The organism is Cryobacterium sp. PH31-AA6 (genome assembly GCF_030063195.1).
In the GTDB taxonomy this organism is placed as follows: domain Bacteria; phylum Actinomycetota; class Actinomycetes; order Actinomycetales; family Microbacteriaceae; genus Cryobacterium.
The window spans coordinates 129,953-147,665 of sequence record NZ_JASISS010000003.1; the positions used below are offsets into that span (position 1 = coordinate 129,953).

Below are 17,713 nucleotides of genomic sequence, written 5' to 3' on the forward strand. Positions count from 1 at the left end.
GGCGACGCTCGTCGTTCAGGCTGGCAGCCGGTAGCCCGGCGGCCGCGGGGTACGCCTTAAAGCCACTTCGAAGCGAGGTGCTCCGCGATCACCCGGCGGGTGGTGCCGGACTTCGACCGCATCACAATACTCTCGGTGCGGATCATCGGCCCCATCCGGCGCACGCCGTCGACGAGTCCGCCATCCGTCACGCCGGTCGCGACGAAGAACGTGTTATCGCCACTGACCATGTCGTCGAGTTCGAGCAGCTTGTCGATGTCGAGGCCGGCTGCGATACCCAGAGCGCGCTCCGCATCATCCTTCGGGGCGAGGCGCCCCTGCATGTAGCCGCCGATGGCCTTGAGCGCACAGGCGGTCGTGATGCCCTCCGGGCTGCCGCCGATACCGACGCACATGTCGATGCGCGTTTCCCAGCGAGCAGCGTTGATGCCGCCGGCGACGTCACCGTCGCTCATCAGCCGGGTGCCGGCGCCGGCGCTGCGGATTTCGTCAATCAGGCCGGCGTGGCGGGGACGGTCGAGGACGGCGAGAACCATCTCGCCGACCGGCTTGCCGGTCTTCTGGGACAGAGCCCGGATGTTGTCGCCGATCGACTGGTCGAGGCTGACGACCCCGCGGCCGGCGCCTCCGGTGACGATCTTGTCCATGTAGAACACGGAGGACGCGTCGAGCATCGTTCCGCGCGACGAGACGGCGATCACGGAGAGAGCATTCTGGCGACCGGCAGCGGTGAGGCTCGTTCCGTCGATCGGGTCGACGGCGATGTCACAGGACGGGCCGCGGCCGTTTCCGACACGCTCGCCGTTGAAGAGCATGGGAGCTTCGTCTTTTTCGCCCTCCCCGATGACAATGAGACCATCGAAGTTGACGGTGCCGAGGAAGACGCGCATGGCGTCGACGGCCGCTTTGTCTGCAGCGTTCTTGTCACCGCGACCGATGAACGGAACCGCGCGGATCGCGGCCGCCTCGGTCGCGCGCACCAGTTCCATGGCCAGGTTGCGGTCTGGGTGGGTGAAATTGGGGGCGATTTCGGGGCTGTTCACAGATGGTCCTTCCCGGACGAAGAGTGCGGCAGTGGCGTGACCCGTCGTTGGGCCGGCGCCGGCGAACCGGCGCTGCCGACTTCAGCCTAGCGCCCGGGTTCTCGATCCGGCCTCCCGGTCTCGTACGCCCGACCACCCTCCCTCGGTAGTATTGAAGGACCGAAACGGTTCAACCGAGGAGATATAACAATGCCCATCGCAACCCCAGACCAGTATGCAGAGATGCTCAACAAGGCCAAGACGAATGGGTTCGCGTATCCCGCGTTCAACGTTTCGTCTTCACAGAGCATTAACTCCGTACTACAGGGTCTGACCGAGGCCGGCTCAGACGGCATCATCCAGGTCACCACCGGTGGCGCAGATTATTTCGCCGGCCACACGGTCAAGAACCGCGCATCCGGTGCGCTCGCGATGGCTCGCTTCGTGCAGTCCGTCGCCGACAATTACCCCGTTACCGTTGCCCTGCACACGGACCACTGCCCGAAGGGCGCACTCGAGGACTTCGTTCTTCCACTGATCACGGCCTCAGAAGAAGAGGTCAAGGCCGGTCGCAACCCGATCTTCCAGTCGCACATGTGGGACGGCTCGGCCATCGCGCTCGGCGAGAACCTGGAAATCGCCAAGGACATCATCAAGCGCACCAAGAACATCAACGCAATCCTCGAGGTTGAAATCGGTGCCGTCGGCGGCGAAGAAGACGGCGTCGAGGGCGACATCAACGAGAACCTGTACACGACCCTCGACGACGCTCTCGCCATGATCGACGCGCTCGGCATGGGCGAGAACGGCCGCTACATGGCCGCGCTGACCTTCGGCAACGTGCACGGCGTCTACAAGCCCGGCAACGTCAAGCTGCGCCCGGAACTGCTCAAGGAGATCCAGGACGGCGTCGCCGCCAAGTTCGGCACCGGCCCGAAGCCGCTCGACCTGGTCTTCCACGGTGGATCGGGCTCGACCGACGCCGAGATCGCCGAGGCCGTTGCCAACGGCGTCGTGAAGATGAACATCGACACCGACACCCAGTACGCGTTCACGCGCGCCGTCGCCGGTTACATGCTCAGCAACTACGACAGCGTGCTCAAGGTTGACGGCGAAGTCGGCAACAAGAAGGTCTACGACCCGCGCGCCTGGGGCAAGGTTGCCGAGACGGCCATGGCCGCCCGCGTCGCCGAGGCCACCCGCCAGCTCGGTTCCGCCGGACACTCGAACAGCTAGCACCAGGGATGACGATGGCCGAGAATTCACAGTCGACACCGGCGGAGACCCCGCCAGAGGATTCTCGGCCCCGCCCCCAGTACGGCGAACTGGCGCCGGAGGGCTGGAGCTGGACTCCAGCCCCCGACGCCGTCGCACCGACTCCGCCGGCACCCCCGGCCACGGCGGGATCGAACCTGTCCGCGGCCCGCGCTCCGGGCAGCGTGCCCACCTGGGACCGACCGCTCACCCTGTCCTTGCTGATCCTGGGGCTCCTCGCCACCTTCTTCTCCATCGGCGTCCTCGGAGCCCTGCCCGACGCCGTGCAGATGCTCTACACGCAGTCGAACCTCGGCGACTACACCCCCGCAGCCGGCGTGGCCGGGCTGATCACCGCGGGAAGCATTGCGGAGGCCGTGGTCTGGCTCGCGTCGGCGGCCACCGCGATCCTGCTGCTCGTACGCGGTAAGCGCGCGTTCTATCTGCCGCTGATCGGCGCCGTCGTCTCGTTCGTGGTGATCTTCGTCTTCATGTCCGTGATCCTGGCCACCGATCCGACACTGCTCACCTTCTACAGCCAGCCGTAGCCGCAGGCAGCGGTCGGGGCGGTGCGCCCCGGACCGGCCTGCCGCCGCCGACTTCTAGTCGATGCGGATGACCCGGCCGCCGAGCCCGCGGGCATCCTTGTTGCCGGCCAGGTCTTTGCGCAGTTCCTTCGGCAGCGAGAACAGAAGGTCCTCCTCGGCCGTCTTGACCTCCTGCACGCTGCCGTAACCGGCATCCTCGAGCGCCTCGAGCAGTTCGTGCACGAGTTCCTCCGGTACGGATGCCCCACTCGTCACCCCGACCGTGACCACACCGTCGAGCCACTCCTGCTTGACCTCGCTGGCGTAGTCGACCCGGTAGGCGGCGCGGGCACCGTACTCCAGGGCCACCTCGACCAGGCGCACCGAGTTGGACGAGTTCGCCGAACCGACGACTATCACGAGGTCGGAGTCCTCGGCGATCTTCTTGATCGCCACCTGGCGGTTCTGGGTGGCGTAGCAGATGTCGTCACTCGGCGGGTCCTGCAGGAGGGGAAAGCGCGCGCGCAGGCGGCGCACGGTCTCCATGGTCTCGTCCACGCTGAGCGTGGTCTGGGACAGCCAGACGACCTTTTCCGGGTTGCGCACCTGGATGGTGTCGGCCTCATCGGGGCTGCCGACGAGGGTGGTGTGCTCCGGCGCTTCGCCGGCGGTGCCCTCGACCTCTTCATGGCCTTCGTGGCCGATCAGGAGAATCTCGAAGTCGTCCCTGGCGAAGCGCACCGCTTCCCGATGCACCTTGGTGACCAGCGGGCAGGTTGCGTCGATGGCGAGCAGGCCACGGTCCGCAGCGGCGTTGACGACCGCCGGAGAAACGCCGTGGGCGCTGAAGACGATGTGGGCGCCGGACGGCACCTCGTCGACTTCCTCGACGAAGATGGCGCCCTTCTTCTCCAACTCGGAGACGACGTGCACGTTGTGCACGATCTGCTTGCGCACATAAACGGGCGCGCCGTACAGGTCGAGTGCCTTCTCCACGGCGATCACGGCGCGGTCCACGCCGGCACAGTAGCCGCGCGGGGCGGCCAGCAACACCCGCTTCTGCCCATTGACGGGGGTATCCTTGAGCCTGTTGCGTTTGCTCGGAATACGTGGCATGCCAAGGCCGATTACGGGCAGATCCGTACGATTAGTCACGCTGACAGTCTAAGCGTGCGGCGCCGGACTGCTGTGGGAGGAACGATTGATGCAGGATGCACCGCCCACCGTGGAGACCCCGTGGCCGGTCGCGCTGCTCGCGAATAAGATCCGCGGCTACATCGAACGGCTCGGCACCGCGTGGGTCGAGGGCGAGATCACCCAGTGGGGCGTCAGCGGCGGCAACGTCTACGGCAAGCTCAAAGACCTCGCCGAGGATGCCACCGTGGGTTTCACGGTCTGGTCCTCTGTCAAGGCCAGGCTCACCGACGACTTCAAGCAGGGTGACCGGGTGATCGCACTGGTCAAACCCAACTACTGGATCAAGGGCGGCACGCTCACCATGCAGGTGTTCGAGCTTCGCCACGTTGGCCTCGGCGACATGCTCGAACGGCTCGAACGGTTGCGCAAACAGCTGGCCGGCGAGGGACTCTTCGACGCCTCCCGCAAATCGCCCCTCCCATTCCTCCCCCACTGCATCGGCCTGGTCACCGGCAAGGATTCCGATGCGGAGAAGGACGTCATCCGCAACGCCCAGCTGCGCTGGCCGGCGGTGAAATTCCGGGTCAACCATGCCGCGATGCAGGGCGACCGGATGGTGAACGAGGTGACCGCGGCCATCCAGGCACTCGACGCCGACCCGGAGGTCGACGTGATCATCGTGGCCCGCGGCGGCGGGGACTTCCAGAACCTGCTCGGCTTCAGCGACGAGAAGGTGGTTCGCGCGGCCGCGGCCTGTGTCACCCCGCTGGTCAGCGCGATCGGCCACGAAGCCGACCGGCCGTTGCTCGACGAGGTCGCCGACCTTCGCGCGTCGACGCCGACGGATGCCGCCAAGCGCGTCGTACCCGACGTCTCCGACGAGCTCAACCGGGTGCAGCAGGCCCGAGCCCGGATCAGCACGCGACTGACCGGCATCATCGCCACCGAAATTGACCGGATCGGCCAGCTTCGCTCCCGGCCCGTGCTGAGCTCCCGTGGTTGGATCATCGACTCCCGCGCCGAAGACCTCACCCGCTACGTCGCGCGCGGCACCGAACTCGTCGACCGGGCGGTGGAACGGGCGGACGCCACGATCGTCGACCTGCGGTCCCAACTGCGCGCCCTCTCGCCCCAGGGAACGCTCGACCGGGGCTACGCCATCGTGCAGCTCCCCGACGGCCATGTGCTCCGCCGCCCCGAACTGGCCCCGCCCACCACGAAACTCCTGATCACCCTGGCCGACGGCACCGTGTCGGCCATCGCGGACGGCGAGCCGGGCGACACCGCCGACGAGACCGCCGACCTGATTGCGTCGAAATAGAATGGATTCCATGACCTCGCCAGCAGACGACCTTTCCGCTCTGAGCTACGAACAGGCCAGGGACGAACTCGTGCGCGTGGTGAACGCCCTCGAGCAGGGAGCCGCCACCCTCGAGGAGTCGCTCGCACTCTGGGAACGCGGCGAAGCACTCGCCCGCCGCTGCGAGGAGTGGTTGATCGGTGCCAAGGCGAGGCTGGACGCCGCGCGCGCCGGCCAGACCGACACCGCCGCAACCGCCGGATGAGCGCCGCCAAACGCCCGCCCCGCGTCGTCGCCGAACTCGGCCGCCCGGAGACACCGGAGGAGACCCGGATCAGGCTGGCCGAGAACTCCCGCGTCTATCGGGCTCGCAAGACCGTGAACAACCTGGTGCTGTCCCTGCTGGTGACCGTGGCCGCCGTGCTCGTGCTCGTGTTGCTCGTGCCGCGCAGCGAGGCCCCGCTGGATCGCCCGGTCGATTTCGCCTCGGTGGCCGCGCAGCTGCAGACCGGCATCGACGAACCGCTGCTGGTGCCGGAGCTCCCCGACGGCTGGCGGTCAAACGCCGCCCAATGGCGCGCCGGCGGTTCCGACAAGATCCCGTCCTGGTACATCGGCCTGCTCACCAAGGGCAACCAGTTCATCGGGCTGACCCAGGGCCTCGGCGCGAACCCGTCCTGGGTTTCCGCTCGGCTGAAGAATGCCCCGCCGGCCGATACGCGGCTCATCGACGGCGTCCGCTGGGACGTCTACCGCAACACGGCCCCGGAGAACGACCGCGGTAACTTCGATTACGCCCTGGTCACCGAGGCCGGAACGAGCGTCTACCTGCTCGTCGGCACCGCGTCCGAAACCGAGTTCGACGAGCTGGCCGGCGTGTTGGCCGCCCAGATCACCACCAACAGCACCGGCGCCACGGGAGGCCAGGAATGACAGGGAACGACGACTCGACCTCCACGCCGGCCAAGGTATGGCGTGAGCTCCAGCGGGGCAACGAACGCTTCGTGAGCGGTGAGCCCCGGCATCCGCGGCAGGACGTGGACCGGCGGGCCGAAATCGCCGTCGAACAGACTCCCGACGCGGCCCTCTTCGGCTGCAGCGATTCACGCCTGGCTGCGGAGATCATTTTCGACAAGGGCCTCGGGGACCTGTTCGTGGTGCGCAACGCCGGCCAGGTCATCTCCGATTCCGTGCTCGGCTCACTGGAGTACGCGGTGGCGGTGCTGCGCGTGCCGCTGATCCTCGTGCTCGGTCACGACGGCTGCGGAGCAGTGCGTGCCGCCATCGATTCGCAGGCGCCGGACGCCGGCGCGCTGCCCGTGCACATCGCGCAGATCATCGAGAAGATCGTGCCGGCCGTGCGCCGGGTGAGCGGGGTGCCGGACACGAAGCCGATCGACCCGCACACCATCGACGCCCTCGCCGTGGGCCGTGAGCACCTGCGCGACACCGTCACCGAGCTGCTCGAGCGTTCGGAGATGATCAGCGACGCGGTCGCAGAAGGTACATTGGCTATCGTCGGGGCGAACTACCGGCTGCTCGAGGGCCGGGCCGTGCCCGACATCGTCGTCGGCTCAGTCTGAACCCGCAGCCCCGCCGCGTGGTCGCCGCACCCTGACGCTTTCCCCGCTCCCCGTCTGACAATCGAAAGGTAATACACACCGTGGTGGACAAGACCGCTGAAGCCGGCTTCCGGATCGAACACGACACGATGGGCGAGGTCCGGGTTCCCGCCCACGCCCTGTACGGCGCACAGACTCAGCGTGCCGTCGAAAACTTCCCCATCTCCGGCTCCGTGCTGGAGCCGGCGCAGATCGCGGCCCTGGCCCGGATCAAGAAGTCCGCGGCCCTGGCCAACGCCCGCCTCGGAGTTCTCGACGCGGACATCGCGAACGCGATCGCCGCGGCCGCCGACGAGGTGGCCACCGGCCGGTACGACGCCGAGTTCCCGATCGACGTGTACCAGACCGGTAGCGGAACCTCCTCGAACATGAACATGAACGAGGTGCTCGCCACCCTCGCCAGCCGCACTCTCGGCCGCCCGGTGCACCCCAACGACCACGTGAACGCCTCCCAGTCCTCGAACGACGTGTTCCCCACCTCCGTGCACATCGCGGTGACCAGCGCATTGATCGACGACCTCATCCCGTCCCTCGACCACCTCGCCGTCGCCCTCGAGGCGAAGGCCGAGCTCTGGGCCGGCGCGGTGAAGGCCGGCCGCACGCACCTGATGGATGCCACCCCGGTCACCCTCGGCCAGGAGTTCGGCGGTTACGCGCGCCAGATGCGGCTCGGCATCGAGCGCGTGCGCACCGCACTCCCCCGGGTCGCCGAGGTTCCGCTCGGCGGCACCGCGGTCGGCACCGGCATCAACACACCGGCCGGCTTCCCGCAGCTCGTGATCGAGATGCTCGTCGAAGAGACCGAACTGCCCGTGACCGAGGCCCGCGACCACTTCGAGGCGCAGGCCAACCGCGACGGGCTCGTCGACGCATCCGGCGCCCTGCGCACCATCGCGGTCAGCCTCACCAAGGTCTGCAACGACCTCCGCTGGATGGGTTCCGGCCCGAACGCCGGGTTCGGCGAGCTGCACATCCCCGACCTGCAGCCTGGCTCGTCGATCATGCCCGGCAAGGTCAACCCGGTCATCCCCGAGGCCGTGCTCATGGTCTGCTCGCGGGTCATCGGCAACGACGCCACCATCGCCTGGTCCGGAGCGTCCGGCTCTTTCGAACTGAACGTGGCCATCCCCGTGATGGGCACCGCGCTGCTCGAGTCGATCCGGCTGCTCTCCAACGCGACCCGCGTGCTCGCCGACAAGACCATTGACGGCCTGACCGCGAACCTTGAGCGTGCCCGCGCGCTGGCCGAGTCCTCGCCCGCGATCGTCACCCCGCTCAACCGGGTGATCGGCTACGAGGCCGCCGCGAAGGTCGCCAAGCACTCGGTGGCGCAGGGCATGACGGTACGCGAATCGGTGATCGACCTCGGCTTTGTCGACCGCGGCGAGGTCACCCTCGAGCAGCTCGACGTTGCCCTCGACGTGCTCAGCATGACGCGTCCGCCGCAGGCTCGGTAGCCTCCTCGCCGTTCTCCGGCCCGAATCGCCCGTTCCGCCTGGCTGTCCAGGCTGGAACGGGCGATCACTCCGCGGTGGGCGTTAGCCCGGTTCGTTGCCCTCGAGCATCTCGGTGACCAGGGCGGCGATCGCGCTCCGCTCCGAGCGGGTGAGAGTCATGTGTGCGAAGAGCGGATGCCCCTTCAGCGTCTCGATCACGGAGGCCACCCCGTCGAAGCGGCCGACCCGGAGGTTGTCCCGCTGGGCGACGTCGTGGGTCAGCACGACCCGTGAGTTCTGTCCGATCCGGCTGAGCACCGTGAGGAGCACGTTCCGCTCCAGGGACTGTGCCTCGTCCACGATGACGAACGCGTCGTGCAGCGACCGGCCCCGGATGTGGGTGAGCGGCAGCACCTCGAGGATGCCGCGTTCGAGCACCTCCTCGAGCACGTTCTCTGACACGATCGCCCCGAGCGTGTCGAAGACCGCCTGGGCCCACGGGCTCATCTTCTCGTTCGCGTCGCCGGGAAGGTAACCGAGCTCCTGACCGCCGACGGCGTACAGCGGCCGGAAGACCATGATCTTGCGGTGTTGCTGGCGCTCGAGCACGGCCTCGAGGCCGGCGCAGAGGGCGAGCGCCGACTTCCCCGTACCGGCTCGCCCCCCGAGCGACAGGATGCCGATCTCCGGGTCGAGCAGCAGGTCGATGGCCAGGCGCTGCTCCGCCGAACGGCCCTTCAGCCCAAAGACGTCCCGGTCGCCGCGCACGAGCTTCATCTCGCCCTTGCCGGTGACCCGGCCGAGCGCGGAGCCGCGGTCGGAGTGGATGACCAGTCCCGTGTTGATGGGCATGTCCTGCACGAGACGGGTGTGCATGACCTCCTTCTCGTAGAGGTCGCTGATCTGGTTGGACCCGAGGGTGATCTCGTCCATTCCGGTCCAGCCGGAATCGACCGCAAGCTCGTGTCGGTACTCGTCGGCGAGGAGGCCGATCGAGGCCGCCTTGACCCGCAGCGGAAGGTCCTTCGAGACGACGGTCACGTTGAGGCCGTCATTGGCCAGGTTCATCGCCACGGCCAGGATGCGGGAGTCGTTGTCCCCGAGTTGCAGGCCGGACGGAAGCACCGACATGTTGGAGTGGTTCAGCTCGACCCGGAGACTACCGCCGTCACCGACCGGGATCGGAAAATCGAGCCGTTCGTGCTTGACCCGCAACTCGTCGAGGAGGCGCAGTGCCTGGCGAGCGAAGTACCCGATCTCCGGGTCGTTCCGCTTGGCCTCGAGCTCGGCGATCACGACAACGGGGAGCACGACCGAGTGCTCGGCGAAGCGAAAAATGGCCTTGGGATCGGACAGCAGGACTGAGGTGTCGAGTACGTAGGTGCATTCGGCTTGTTCGACACCCTGATTGCTCCGGGGCGAACCTTTTTGGTCGGTCTGATGAGCGGTCACAGTCACTCCCACCCCGGCCTCGAAAGGCGCGGATTGTGTTGGCGAGCGGCCACGAGGTTCTCGAGCCGTACTTATGTGGCCGACTCGATCAGGCGCCATACCTGATGGATGTGACGCTACTTTCCTAACGGTTCCATGGGAAGTACGACACGCCCATCGATATCAGACGGTAACCAATCCGTCACCCGGACGGCGACGCCGCGGTCCGTGGCGCGGTCAGTAGATTGCCGCGGAGGCATACGAGGTGAACGCCCCGCGGAGCATGTCGACCGTGTCGACCGAGAGCACCGCGTGGGCGCTGAGCCGCACCGTGCCGTCCCTGGTGGTGGCCGTCACACCGTGGTTGTGGAGCGCCGCGGTCAGCATCGTCAGCTGCGCCCGGGCGGGTTCGAGCACAACGATTCCCGCACGTTCGCGCTCGTCGCGTGAGGACACCACCGGGATGGCGAACTCGTCGGCCAGATCGATGATCTCCGACACGTTCACCGCGACCGCGGCCTCGATGCTGGCGATGCCGAACCCGGCGATATCCTCGAGGGCGGTGGCGAAGCGCGCCTGAGCGATCGGGTCACCGTTGCTCACCCGGTATGCGTTGGCACTCCGGCTCGGCGGCAACACCTCGTCCCACGGCTCGGCGGTATCCGTTCCGGCGAAGCCGGAGAACACCGGCACGAGTCGCTCAACGGCCCGGTCGCTGAGAGCGAGAAACCCGGTACTCCAGCCGGCCCTGGTCCACTTCTGACCGCCGGAGGCGACGACATCCGCCGCCTCGTAGGGCGCGTCGATGACCCCGAAACCCTGGATGGCATCGACGATGAGCAGACGGTCGCCGATGACCTGGCGGATGCCGTCCAGGTCGACCCGGTGGCCCGTGCGGGAGTCAACGAGGCAGACCGCGACCGCGACGATGGCGGGGGTGAGCTGCTCCCTGATCTCCCCCGGTGTGACCCTGCCGTGCTCGGTGGCCAGCCAGACCGGCTCGACCACACGCAGCGCCTCGGCGGCGCGCACGGCGGCGAACGGGACGGTCGGGAAATCATTCGGGGAGAGGAGCACGCCCCCGGTCAGGCCGAACATGGCCTGCATGATGCCGGTGGTGGTGTTCGGCTCGCAGACGACCTGGTCGGCCCGGAAGCCGGTCGCGTGCGCAACCGCGGCGCGCAACCGCGCATCCTGCTCGTGCAGGTGGTCGAGGCTGCCGTAGCGGGCCCTGGAGAGCACTTCGGCCTGACCGAGCGTTTCGGCGACGACGGCCGCGGACATCGGTCCGACCCGGGCGTAGTCGAGGTAGCCGGGCTCCTCGAGGAAGCCCTCCGCGAACCGGTCGATGGCGTCCATCAGGCTCCTAGCTGCCGAACCGGCGCTGGCGTTTGGCGAAGTCACGGAGGGCGCGGAGGAAGTCGACCTGGCGCAGGTCCGGCCCGAGGGCCTCGACGAAGTAGAACTCGCTGTGCGCGCTCTGCCAGAGCATGAAGTCGCTGATCCGTTGTTCGCCTGAGGTGCGGATGACCAGGTCGGGGTCGGGCTGGCCGCCCGTGTAGAGGTGCGCGCCGATCAGGTCGGGGGTGAGGGTCTCGGCGAGGTCGGCGAGTGTGCCGCCGCTCTCGAGGTGTGCGCCGACGATGCTGCGCATCGCGTCGGTGATCTCCGAGCGGCCGCCGTAGCCGACCGCGAGGTTGATGTGCAGCCCCTTCTTACGCGCGGTGCGCGCCTCCGCGGCGTCCAGCGCCGCAACGAGGTCCTCGGGCAACCCGGTCTTGTTACCGACCTGCTGAACCCGCCAGTCCCGGTAACGGGAGAGCTCCTCCGCGAGTTTGGCGATGATCTTCGACAGCTCGGAGAGCTCTTCGCTCTCCCGGTTGGTCAGGTTGTCCGAGGAGAGCAGATAGAGCGTGACCACCGAGATGCCGAGGTCGTCGCACCAGGTGAGGAACTCGAGCATCTTCGCGGCCCCGGCCCGGTGCCCGTGGGCCGCCGAATCGAAGCCGAGCTGCTTGGCCCAACGCCGGTTTCCGTCGATGATCATTGCCACATGGCCCGGCAGCACGGCCGGATTCAGCCCGCGACGAAGACGACGCTGGTACAACCCGTAGAGGATGCCCCGCGCCCAGGGAATTTGCCGCTTTCGCACAACGTTCACGGTAGCCCACATTGGCGCTCGCGTGCCGCAGCGGGCATGTGCTCTGTCGTATTCTGACAACATGGCCACCGAGGACGACATTCCCAACCTGCCGCTGATGGAGGAAGACACTCCCCACACGGATGATGTCAAGCCCACCTGGCGGGGCTGGATCCATGCGGGTACATTCCCGGTCACGATCATCGCCGGAATCGTTCTGCTCGTGCTCGCCCAGGGCGACGCGGCAAAGTGGAGCTCATTCGTCTTCGTGCTGAGTTCGATGCTCCTCTTCGGCAACTCGGCCCTGTACCACCGGTTCAACTGGAAACCGATGACCCGGATCGTGCTCAAGCGCATCGACCACGCGAACATCTTCCTGCTGATCGCCGGCTCGTACACGCCGATCGCGGTGCTCGCGCTGCCGCCGGCCAAGTCGATCCTGCTGCTCTCCCTGGTCTGGGGAGGCGCGATCCTCGGGATCGCCTTCCGCGTCTTCTGGATCCACGCGCCGCGCTGGCTGTACGTTCCGCTCTACCTGGCGCTCGGCTGGGGCGCGCTCATGTTCATCGTCGATTTCTTCCAGGCGAACGCGGCGATGATGACCCTGATCATGATCGGCGGCCTGTGCTACTCCGTTGGCGCCGTGGTCTACGGCATGAAGAAGCCCAACCCGGTTCCCGGGGTCTTCGGCTTCCACGAGATCTTCCACAGCCTGACCGTGGTGGCGTTCCTCTGCCACTGGATCGCCATCCTGATCATCGCGACCCACCCGCTCTACCCCTGACCGGGAGCGCTACGTGGTCGGCGTACCCTGACTGTCCGCATCACCATCGGTGGTCACGCCGGCGTCTGCCGCGGCTGCATTCGCAGCGATCTCGGCCGCGAGACGTTCCTTGATCTCTGCCCGGTAGGTGTTCCGGCGGACGCGGCGGTTCAGGTCCAGTGCCAACACCACGACCATGGCGGCGACGAAGAAGATCGCGACGAAGCCGGCCGGCCCCGGCGTCACCGTCTCGGGATTGAACTCGGGCGGCGGGGTATTGGCGAGAACGAAGCCGGCGACCGGCCCAGCGAGCAGGAGCGCGGTCACGAATCCTCCTGCACGCCGGCGAAGAGATCGGATTCTGGCATGTCGGTGTCAACTTTCGATTCAACGAGTTGGAAGTCCTCGTACGGCCAGGCCTGGCGAATGAGGTCGTTCGGCCAGAAGAAGAAGCTGCTGCCCGGCGACACCTGGCTCGCGTGCGAACGGAGGGCCGCGTCCCGCGCTTCGAGGAAGTCGCCGACCGGAACGTGGGTCGTGGCCAGCTTCGGGTAGTTCTTCATCCACTCGCGTGCCTCGCCGAGCGGCTCCAGCAGCGGGGATTCCGGCTCGGTGACGCTCAGTTCGAGGAACATGGCGTCGACCCGCTCGAGGTTGAAAATCCGGTCGTAGTACAGCTTGTCGACCTGCCAGGCAGGACCGGCATCCGGGTACCTGGCCGGGTCGGCCGCGGCCCGATAGGCCTCCATCGACACCCCGTGGCAGCGGATGTGGTCGGGGTGCGGGTAGCCGCCGTTCTCGTCGTAGGTGATGAGCACGTGCGGCCGGAAGTCGCGGATCACGCGCACGACCGGCTCTGCCGAGATCTCCAACGGGATCGCGGCGAACGAGTTCGCGGGGACCGAGCCGTCGTCATCCATGCCGGAGTCCTCGTAGCCCAACCAGCGGTGCTGCACGCCGAGGTGGTCCTGCGCGGCCCTCATCTCCAGCCGGCGGAGTCCGGATAGGTCCCGCTCGGCCATGGCGTGGCCGACCATCTCATCGTTGAGGATGCTGCCGCGCTCGCCCCCGGTGCAGCTGAGCACCATCACCTCGGCGCCGAGGCTCCGATAGTACGCGTAGGTGGCCGCACCCTTGCTCGACTCGTCGTCGGGATGGGCGTGCACCGCCAAGAGTCGCAGTGTCATCAAACTCCTCCGAATTGCCCGATAGCCTTGAGATAAGACTAATCGGTGAACAGTGAGTGTGGATCCCCCGTGGCCCTGAACAGCAACCTCGACTCCCGGTACGGTCGCGCGCCCGGACGGGGGCTCCGCGACCGTCGACTGCTCTGGATCGGCGCCGGAACCCTGCTCACCGTGCTGGTGGGCGGGGTCGTCTGGATCGGGCTGGGCGGGTCGAAACCCCTGCTGGAGACCAGGGACATCGGGCACAGCATCATCGATGAGAACAGCGTGAGCGTCACCTTCGAAGCATCGATCCCCGTCGGCCGTTCGGCGAGTTGCGCGGTGGAGGCCCTGAACGAGAGCTTCACGGTCGTAGGCTGGAAGGTGATCGACCTGCCGCCGAGCAACCTGTATTCGCGGGCTTTCACCGAGCTTGTCCGCACGAGCGAGCAGAGCAATACCGGATTGATTTACCGGTGCTGGCTGACCTAGACTGGTGACTTCGCCCTGACGTAATACGTCGGGGCGTCCGTTGTATAGCCGCAGGTAGACCCTGCGGGTCGCTCACGCACTACGCGAACGAGGAGGAGAACCCATGACTATCCCCACAACGGTCACCTGGCTGACTCAGGAGGCCTACGACCGTCTGGCCGCCGAGCTGGAGGATCTGAGCACCGTCGGACGGGTCGAGATCGCCAAGAAGATCGAGTCCGCACGCGAAGAGGGCGACCTCAAGGAGAATTCCGGCTACCACGCCGCCAAAGACGAGCAGGGCAAGCAGGAGGCGCGCATCCGCACCCTGGTCCTGTTGCTGCGCCACGCCGAGGTCGGCAGTGCGCCCGAGAGCCACGGCATCGTCGAGCCCGGCACGGTCGTCACCGCGACGATCGCGGGAGACGAAACCCGCTTCCTGATCGGCAGCCGCGAGATCGCCGGCGGAAGCGACCTGGACGTGTTCAGCGAGCAGAGCCCCCTCGGCTCCGCGATCATCGGCCTGAAGGAAGGCGCGAGCACGGCGTACGCCACGCCGAACGGCAAGGAAATCAAAGTGGAGATCCTTCTCGTCGAGACCTGGGCCGGCAACTAGCGGTCTCCGAAGAAAGCGGAGGCTTTCGCGCATCACCCGGGCGCGAAGCGCTCCCGCAACTCGACAGACTCGACCCGACGAACCCTCGCGGCGCGCCTCCGGGAAGCGGGCGCACCGTAGACCGCGCGCCCCGAGCGCAAACGCGGGCCGCGAGCGCACCCTGGGGGTCGAGCACCCCGGTGGTCGAGCACCCCGGTGGTCGAGCCCGTCGAGACCCCCTCCACACGGTGGCTCCGACTCCGCGACGAAACCGGCCGATTCCCCGGCTGCCCAAGGGGACCAAGCGGGCCTAAGGGGGCCCGAGCGGGCCTGAGCGGGCCTAAGAAAGAGGCTCACTCGGTGCAGCGCGAGTCCCTGGCTAGTCGCTCTGCGGGTCGTACCCGGCCGAGCGAAGCACGTCGACGACGTGCTGACGGTGCTCCGGTCCGCGGGTCTCGACGCTCACGTTGAGCTCGACCTCGCTAATCTGCAGCCCGACCCCGTGCCGGGTGTGCAACACCTCGATCACATTGGCGTGTGCCTCCGCGAGCAGCTCGGAGATGCGTGCGAGCTGACCCGGACGGTCGGGCAGCATGATCCGCAGGGTCAGGTACCGGCCGGATGCCGCGAGGCCGTGGCTGATCACCCGCTGCATCAGCAGCGGGTCAATGTTGCCGCCGCTGAGAATCGCGACCGTCGGCCCCGACGCGGTGATCTTCCCGGCCAGGATCGCCGCCACGGCGACCGCGCCGGCCGGCTCGACCACGAGCTTGGCGCGCTCGAGCAGCACGAGCAGCGCCCGTGCGGTGTCGTCCTCGGTGACGGTCACGATCTCGTCGACCATGTCGCGCACGATCTGGAAGTTGAGCAGCCCGGGCTTGGCCACCGCGATGCCGTCGGCGATCGTCGGGGAGATCACGATCTCGGTGGCCATCCCGGCGGCCAGCGAGGGCGGGTACGCCGCGGCGTTCTCGGCCTGCACGCCGATCACCCGGATCGTGCGCCCCTCACGCGCGGCACGCTGCTTGAGCGCGCTCGCGACCCCGGACACCAGACCGCCGCCGCCGATGGGCACGATCACGGTGTCGAGGTCGGGGACCTGGTCGAGGATCTCCAGACCGAGCGTGCCCTGACCGGTGACGACATCCGGGTGGTCGAACGGAGGGATCAGGATCGCTCCGGTCTCGATAGCGTAGGCCGCGGCCGCCAGCAGCGGCTCGGCGACGGTGTTGCCGCGCAGGATGACGTGCGCCCCGTAGTCGCGGGTGGCCTGGAGCTTGGGCAGGGCAACCCCCACCGGCATGAAGATGGTGGCCTTGATGCCCAGCTCACGGGCCGCGAAGGCGACGCCTTGGGCGTGGTTCCCTGCCGACGCGGCAACGACCCCGTGTGACTTCTCCTCGTCGGTCAGCTGGGAAAGCCGGTTGTAGGCCCCGCGGAGCTTGTACGACCCGGTGCGCTGCAGGTTCTCGCACTTGAGGTGAACGGTCGAGCCGAGCACCTCGCTGAGGTAGCGGGAGCTCTCCATCGGGGTGACCTTGGCCACGGTCGCGACGACGGCGCGCGCCGCCTCGAAGTCGACCAGGGTGGGGCCGACGAGTGAAACGTTAGTCATGGGCGGCGCTCTCGTTCGGGTGGAATCCAGGTCGGCTTTGCGGCACGGTCTGCCAGAGCGGTGAAGTGGTCGACGCGGCCGTGTCCGTGAACGCGGTACGCCAGGTGCCGCGGTGGATGAAGTTGATCATGACGTTGAGCACCGCCGCGATCGGCACGGCGAACAGCGCGCCGGGGATGCCGGCGAGCAGCGACCCTGCGGCGACGACCAGCACCACGCCAAGCGGGTGCACCTTGACGGCCGTGCCCATGATCAAGGGCTGCAGCACGTGGCCCTCGATCTGCTGCACGAGCAGCACGACACCGAGCATGGCCAGAGCGATCGGCCAGGAGTTGAAGAGCAGGGCGATCACGACGGCCACCGCGCCGGTCGCGACGGCGCCGACGATGGGGATGAAGGATCCGAGGAAGACAAGCACGCCGATCGGCACCGCGAGCGGCACCCCGAGCAACGCCGCCCCGACGCCGATGCCGACGGCGTCGATCGAGGCGACCAGAATCTGCACCTTGGCGAAGTTGCCCAGCGTCTCCCAACCGGCCGCTCCCGCACCGGCGACGGCGGCGCGGGCCCGACGGGGGAAGATCCGCACGACCCAGGCCCAGATCCCGGCCCCGTCGATCAGGATGAAGAGCAGGCTGAACAGCGTCAGGAGCAACCCGGTCAGGAGGTGCCCGAGGGAGGAACCCACCGAAAGCGCCCCGCTGACGAAGATCGCGCTGTCCGCCTGGATGGCCGTCCACGCCTGCTGCAGGTAGTCGTTGATCTGTGGTTCGGTCAGGTGCAGCGGCGAGGCGAGCAGGAAGTCCTTGAGCCCGGCGTACGAGGTCGCGAGCCTCGTGCTCAGTCCCGTCGTGCCGACCGCGATCTGGGTGGCAGCCAGGGTGACGAGACCGCCGAGGACCGCCAGGGTGCCCAGTAGGGAGAGCGCGACGGCGAGGCCCTTGGGCCATTTGTGCCGCACGAGGAAGCTGACCAACGGCACGAGCAGGGAGGAGAGCAGCACGGCGACGAGCAGGGGGATGACGATGAGCCGAAGTTGCACGACAACAAAGAGGAAGACCGCGATCGCCGCGCCGATCGCGATCAGCCGCCAGGACCACGCGCCGGCGAGGCGGATGCCGGCGGGAATGTTCTCGTCGATCCCGTTCGGGATCGGTGCGTCCGCGCGCCGTTTGCGCCCGGACAACAGCGCCCCCCAGCCTGGCTTTCCCGTGGATTCAGTCACCGAATCATT

The 17,713-nt window shown here is 67.5% G+C and carries 19 protein-coding genes; 10 read left to right on the plus strand and 9 right to left on the minus strand.

The features are described from left to right. Window positions 1-56: 56 nt before the first annotated feature. Window positions 57-989 carry a class II fructose-bisphosphatase gene (gene glpX / locus QMG61_RS03975; RefSeq protein WP_283493165.1) on the minus strand — a complete coding sequence of 311 codons (933 nt, stop codon included), beginning with the start codon at window positions 987-989 and terminating at the stop codon, window positions 57-59. 243 nt (window positions 990-1,232) lie between these two features. On the opposite strand from glpX, the gene fbaA reads away from it, so the two are divergent. Both fbaA and QMG61_RS03985 read left to right on the plus strand, forming a co-directional pair. Beyond that, entirely contained in the window at window positions 1,233-2,258 is a 1,026-nt protein-coding gene (gene fbaA / locus QMG61_RS03980) for a class II fructose-bisphosphate aldolase (RefSeq protein WP_283493037.1), read from the plus strand. 14 nt (window positions 2,259-2,272) lie between these two features. After that, on the plus strand, window positions 2,273-2,824 hold the full coding sequence (locus tag QMG61_RS03985) for a DUF6264 family protein (RefSeq protein ID WP_283493038.1): 552 nt from the start codon (window positions 2,273-2,275) through the stop codon (window positions 2,822-2,824). A 54-nt stretch (window positions 2,825-2,878) separates the two neighbouring features. On the opposite strand, the gene QMG61_RS03990 is transcribed toward QMG61_RS03985, so the two are convergent. After that, the gene (locus tag QMG61_RS03990) at window positions 2,879-3,919 is read right to left on the minus strand and encodes a 4-hydroxy-3-methylbut-2-enyl diphosphate reductase (protein WP_283493166.1); all 1,041 of its coding nucleotides are present in this window, start codon (window positions 3,917-3,919) and stop codon (window positions 2,879-2,881) included. 88 nt (window positions 3,920-4,007) lie between these two features. Between QMG61_RS03990 and xseA the strand changes: the two genes are divergently transcribed. The 5 genes from xseA to QMG61_RS04015 all read left to right on the plus strand — a co-directional run bounded on the left by xseA (window position 4,008) and on the right by QMG61_RS04015 (window position 8,319). Then, the gene (gene xseA, locus QMG61_RS03995; protein ID WP_283493039.1) at window positions 4,008-5,261 is read left to right on the plus strand and encodes an exodeoxyribonuclease VII large subunit; all 1,254 of its coding nucleotides are present in this window, start codon (window positions 4,008-4,010) and stop codon (window positions 5,259-5,261) included. A gap of 1 nt (window position 5,262) precedes the next feature. Then, a complete protein-coding gene (locus QMG61_RS04000; RefSeq protein ID WP_283493040.1) occupies window positions 5,263-5,505 on the plus strand; it encodes an exodeoxyribonuclease VII small subunit in 243 nt (80 codons plus the stop codon). Then, window positions 5,502-6,173, plus strand: a complete 672-nt coding sequence (locus QMG61_RS04005; RefSeq protein ID WP_283493041.1) for a DUF4245 domain-containing protein — start codon at window positions 5,502-5,504, stop codon at window positions 6,171-6,173. Before QMG61_RS04000 ends, QMG61_RS04005 begins: the two co-directional genes overlap by 4 nt. After that, window positions 6,170-6,823 (plus strand): carbonic anhydrase, encoded by a 654-nt coding sequence (locus QMG61_RS04010; protein WP_283493042.1) that lies wholly within the window; start codon window positions 6,170-6,172, stop codon window positions 6,821-6,823. The genes QMG61_RS04005 and QMG61_RS04010 overlap by 4 nt, the downstream gene beginning before the upstream one ends. 83 nt (window positions 6,824-6,906) lie before the next feature. Continuing rightward, window positions 6,907-8,319 carry a class II fumarate hydratase gene (locus tag QMG61_RS04015; RefSeq protein WP_502847000.1) on the plus strand — a complete coding sequence of 471 codons (1,413 nt, stop codon included), beginning with the start codon at window positions 6,907-6,909 and terminating at the stop codon, window positions 8,317-8,319. 81 nt (window positions 8,320-8,400) lie between these two features. Here QMG61_RS04015 and phoH2 read toward each other — a convergent pair whose 3' ends face one another. The 3 genes from phoH2 to QMG61_RS04030 all read right to left on the minus strand — a co-directional run bounded on the left by phoH2 (window position 8,401) and on the right by QMG61_RS04030 (window position 11,902). Continuing rightward, the gene (phoH2, locus tag QMG61_RS04020) at window positions 8,401-9,849 is read right to left on the minus strand and encodes an RNA 5'-3' helicase PhoH2 (protein WP_283493044.1); all 1,449 of its coding nucleotides are present in this window, start codon (window positions 9,847-9,849) and stop codon (window positions 8,401-8,403) included. 117 nt (window positions 9,850-9,966) lie between these two features. After that, on the minus strand, window positions 9,967-11,088 hold the full coding sequence (locus QMG61_RS04025) for an aminotransferase class V-fold PLP-dependent enzyme (protein ID WP_283493045.1): 1,122 nt from the start codon (window positions 11,086-11,088) through the stop codon (window positions 9,967-9,969). 7 nt (window positions 11,089-11,095) lie between these two features. Next, window positions 11,096-11,902 (minus strand): isoprenyl transferase, encoded by an 807-nt coding sequence (locus tag QMG61_RS04030; RefSeq protein ID WP_283493046.1) that lies wholly within the window; start codon window positions 11,900-11,902, stop codon window positions 11,096-11,098. A gap of 49 nt (window positions 11,903-11,951) precedes the next feature. Between QMG61_RS04030 and trhA the strand changes: the two genes are divergently transcribed. Beyond that, entirely contained in the window at window positions 11,952-12,653 is a 702-nt protein-coding gene (trhA, locus tag QMG61_RS04035; RefSeq protein WP_283493047.1) for a PAQR family membrane homeostasis protein TrhA, read from the plus strand. 9 nt (window positions 12,654-12,662) lie between these two features. On the opposite strand, the gene QMG61_RS04040 is transcribed toward trhA, so the two are convergent. Next, entirely contained in the window at window positions 12,663-12,959 is a 297-nt protein-coding gene (locus QMG61_RS04040) for a hypothetical protein (RefSeq protein WP_283493048.1), read from the minus strand. Beyond that, entirely contained in the window at window positions 12,956-13,819 is an 864-nt protein-coding gene (gene mca / locus QMG61_RS04045; RefSeq protein ID WP_283493049.1) for a mycothiol conjugate amidase Mca, read from the minus strand. Before mca ends, QMG61_RS04040 begins: the two co-directional genes overlap by 4 nt. A 69-nt stretch (window positions 13,820-13,888) precedes the next feature. Between mca and QMG61_RS04050 the strand changes: the two genes are divergently transcribed. Together QMG61_RS04050 and greA are read left to right on the plus strand one after the other, a co-directional pair. After that, the gene (locus QMG61_RS04050; protein WP_283493050.1) at window positions 13,889-14,290 is read left to right on the plus strand and encodes a DUF4307 domain-containing protein; all 402 of its coding nucleotides are present in this window, start codon (window positions 13,889-13,891) and stop codon (window positions 14,288-14,290) included. A gap of 103 nt (window positions 14,291-14,393) precedes the next feature. Next, window positions 14,394-14,885 (plus strand): transcription elongation factor GreA, encoded by a 492-nt coding sequence (greA, locus tag QMG61_RS04055; RefSeq protein ID WP_283493051.1) that lies wholly within the window; start codon window positions 14,394-14,396, stop codon window positions 14,883-14,885. A gap of 358 nt (window positions 14,886-15,243) precedes the next feature. On the opposite strand, the gene ilvA is transcribed toward greA, so the two are convergent. Next, a complete protein-coding gene (ilvA, locus tag QMG61_RS04060) occupies window positions 15,244-16,479 on the minus strand; it encodes a threonine ammonia-lyase (RefSeq protein ID WP_283493052.1) in 1,236 nt (411 codons plus the stop codon). Next, the gene (locus QMG61_RS04065) at window positions 16,472-17,704 is read right to left on the minus strand and encodes an AI-2E family transporter (RefSeq protein ID WP_283493053.1); all 1,233 of its coding nucleotides are present in this window, start codon (window positions 17,702-17,704) and stop codon (window positions 16,472-16,474) included. The genes ilvA and QMG61_RS04065 overlap by 8 nt, the downstream gene beginning before the upstream one ends. Between the last annotated feature and the right edge of the window lie 9 nt (window positions 17,705-17,713).

What these genes read in the sequence shown, in the direction of transcription:
- glpX (WP_283493165.1), bottom strand. Translation starts at nt 989, where the DNA reads ATGGAACTGGTGCGCGCGACCGAGGCGGCCGCGATCCGCGCGGTTCCG.
- fbaA (WP_283493037.1), top strand. Translation starts at nt 1,233, where the DNA reads ATGCCCATCGCAACCCCAGACCAGTATGCAGAGATGCTCAACAAGGCC.
- QMG61_RS03985 (WP_283493038.1), top strand. Translation starts at nt 2,273, where the DNA reads ATGGCCGAGAATTCACAGTCGACACCGGCGGAGACCCCGCCAGAGGAT.
- QMG61_RS03990 (WP_283493166.1), bottom strand. Translation starts at nt 3,919, where the DNA reads ATGCCACGTATTCCGAGCAAACGCAACAGGCTCAAGGATACCCCCGTC.
- xseA (WP_283493039.1), top strand. Translation starts at nt 4,008, where the DNA reads ATGCAGGATGCACCGCCCACCGTGGAGACCCCGTGGCCGGTCGCGCTG.
- QMG61_RS04000 (WP_283493040.1), top strand. Translation starts at nt 5,263, where the DNA reads ATGGATTCCATGACCTCGCCAGCAGACGACCTTTCCGCTCTGAGCTAC.
- QMG61_RS04005 (WP_283493041.1), top strand. Translation starts at nt 5,502, where the DNA reads ATGAGCGCCGCCAAACGCCCGCCCCGCGTCGTCGCCGAACTCGGCCGC.
- QMG61_RS04010 (WP_283493042.1), top strand. Translation starts at nt 6,170, where the DNA reads ATGACAGGGAACGACGACTCGACCTCCACGCCGGCCAAGGTATGGCGT.
- phoH2 (WP_283493044.1), bottom strand. Translation starts at nt 9,849, where the DNA reads ATGGCGCCTGATCGAGTCGGCCACATAAGTACGGCTCGAGAACCTCGT.
- QMG61_RS04025 (WP_283493045.1), bottom strand. Translation starts at nt 11,088, where the DNA reads ATGGACGCCATCGACCGGTTCGCGGAGGGCTTCCTCGAGGAGCCCGGC.
- QMG61_RS04030 (WP_283493046.1), bottom strand. Translation starts at nt 11,902, where the DNA reads ATGTGGGCTACCGTGAACGTTGTGCGAAAGCGGCAAATTCCCTGGGCG.
- trhA (WP_283493047.1), top strand. Translation starts at nt 11,952, where the DNA reads ATGGCCACCGAGGACGACATTCCCAACCTGCCGCTGATGGAGGAAGAC.
- mca (WP_283493049.1), bottom strand. Translation starts at nt 13,819, where the DNA reads ATGACACTGCGACTCTTGGCGGTGCACGCCCATCCCGACGACGAGTCG.
- greA (WP_283493051.1), top strand. Translation starts at nt 14,394, where the DNA reads ATGACTATCCCCACAACGGTCACCTGGCTGACTCAGGAGGCCTACGAC.
- ilvA (WP_283493052.1), bottom strand. Translation starts at nt 16,479, where the DNA reads ATGACTAACGTTTCACTCGTCGGCCCCACCCTGGTCGACTTCGAGGCG.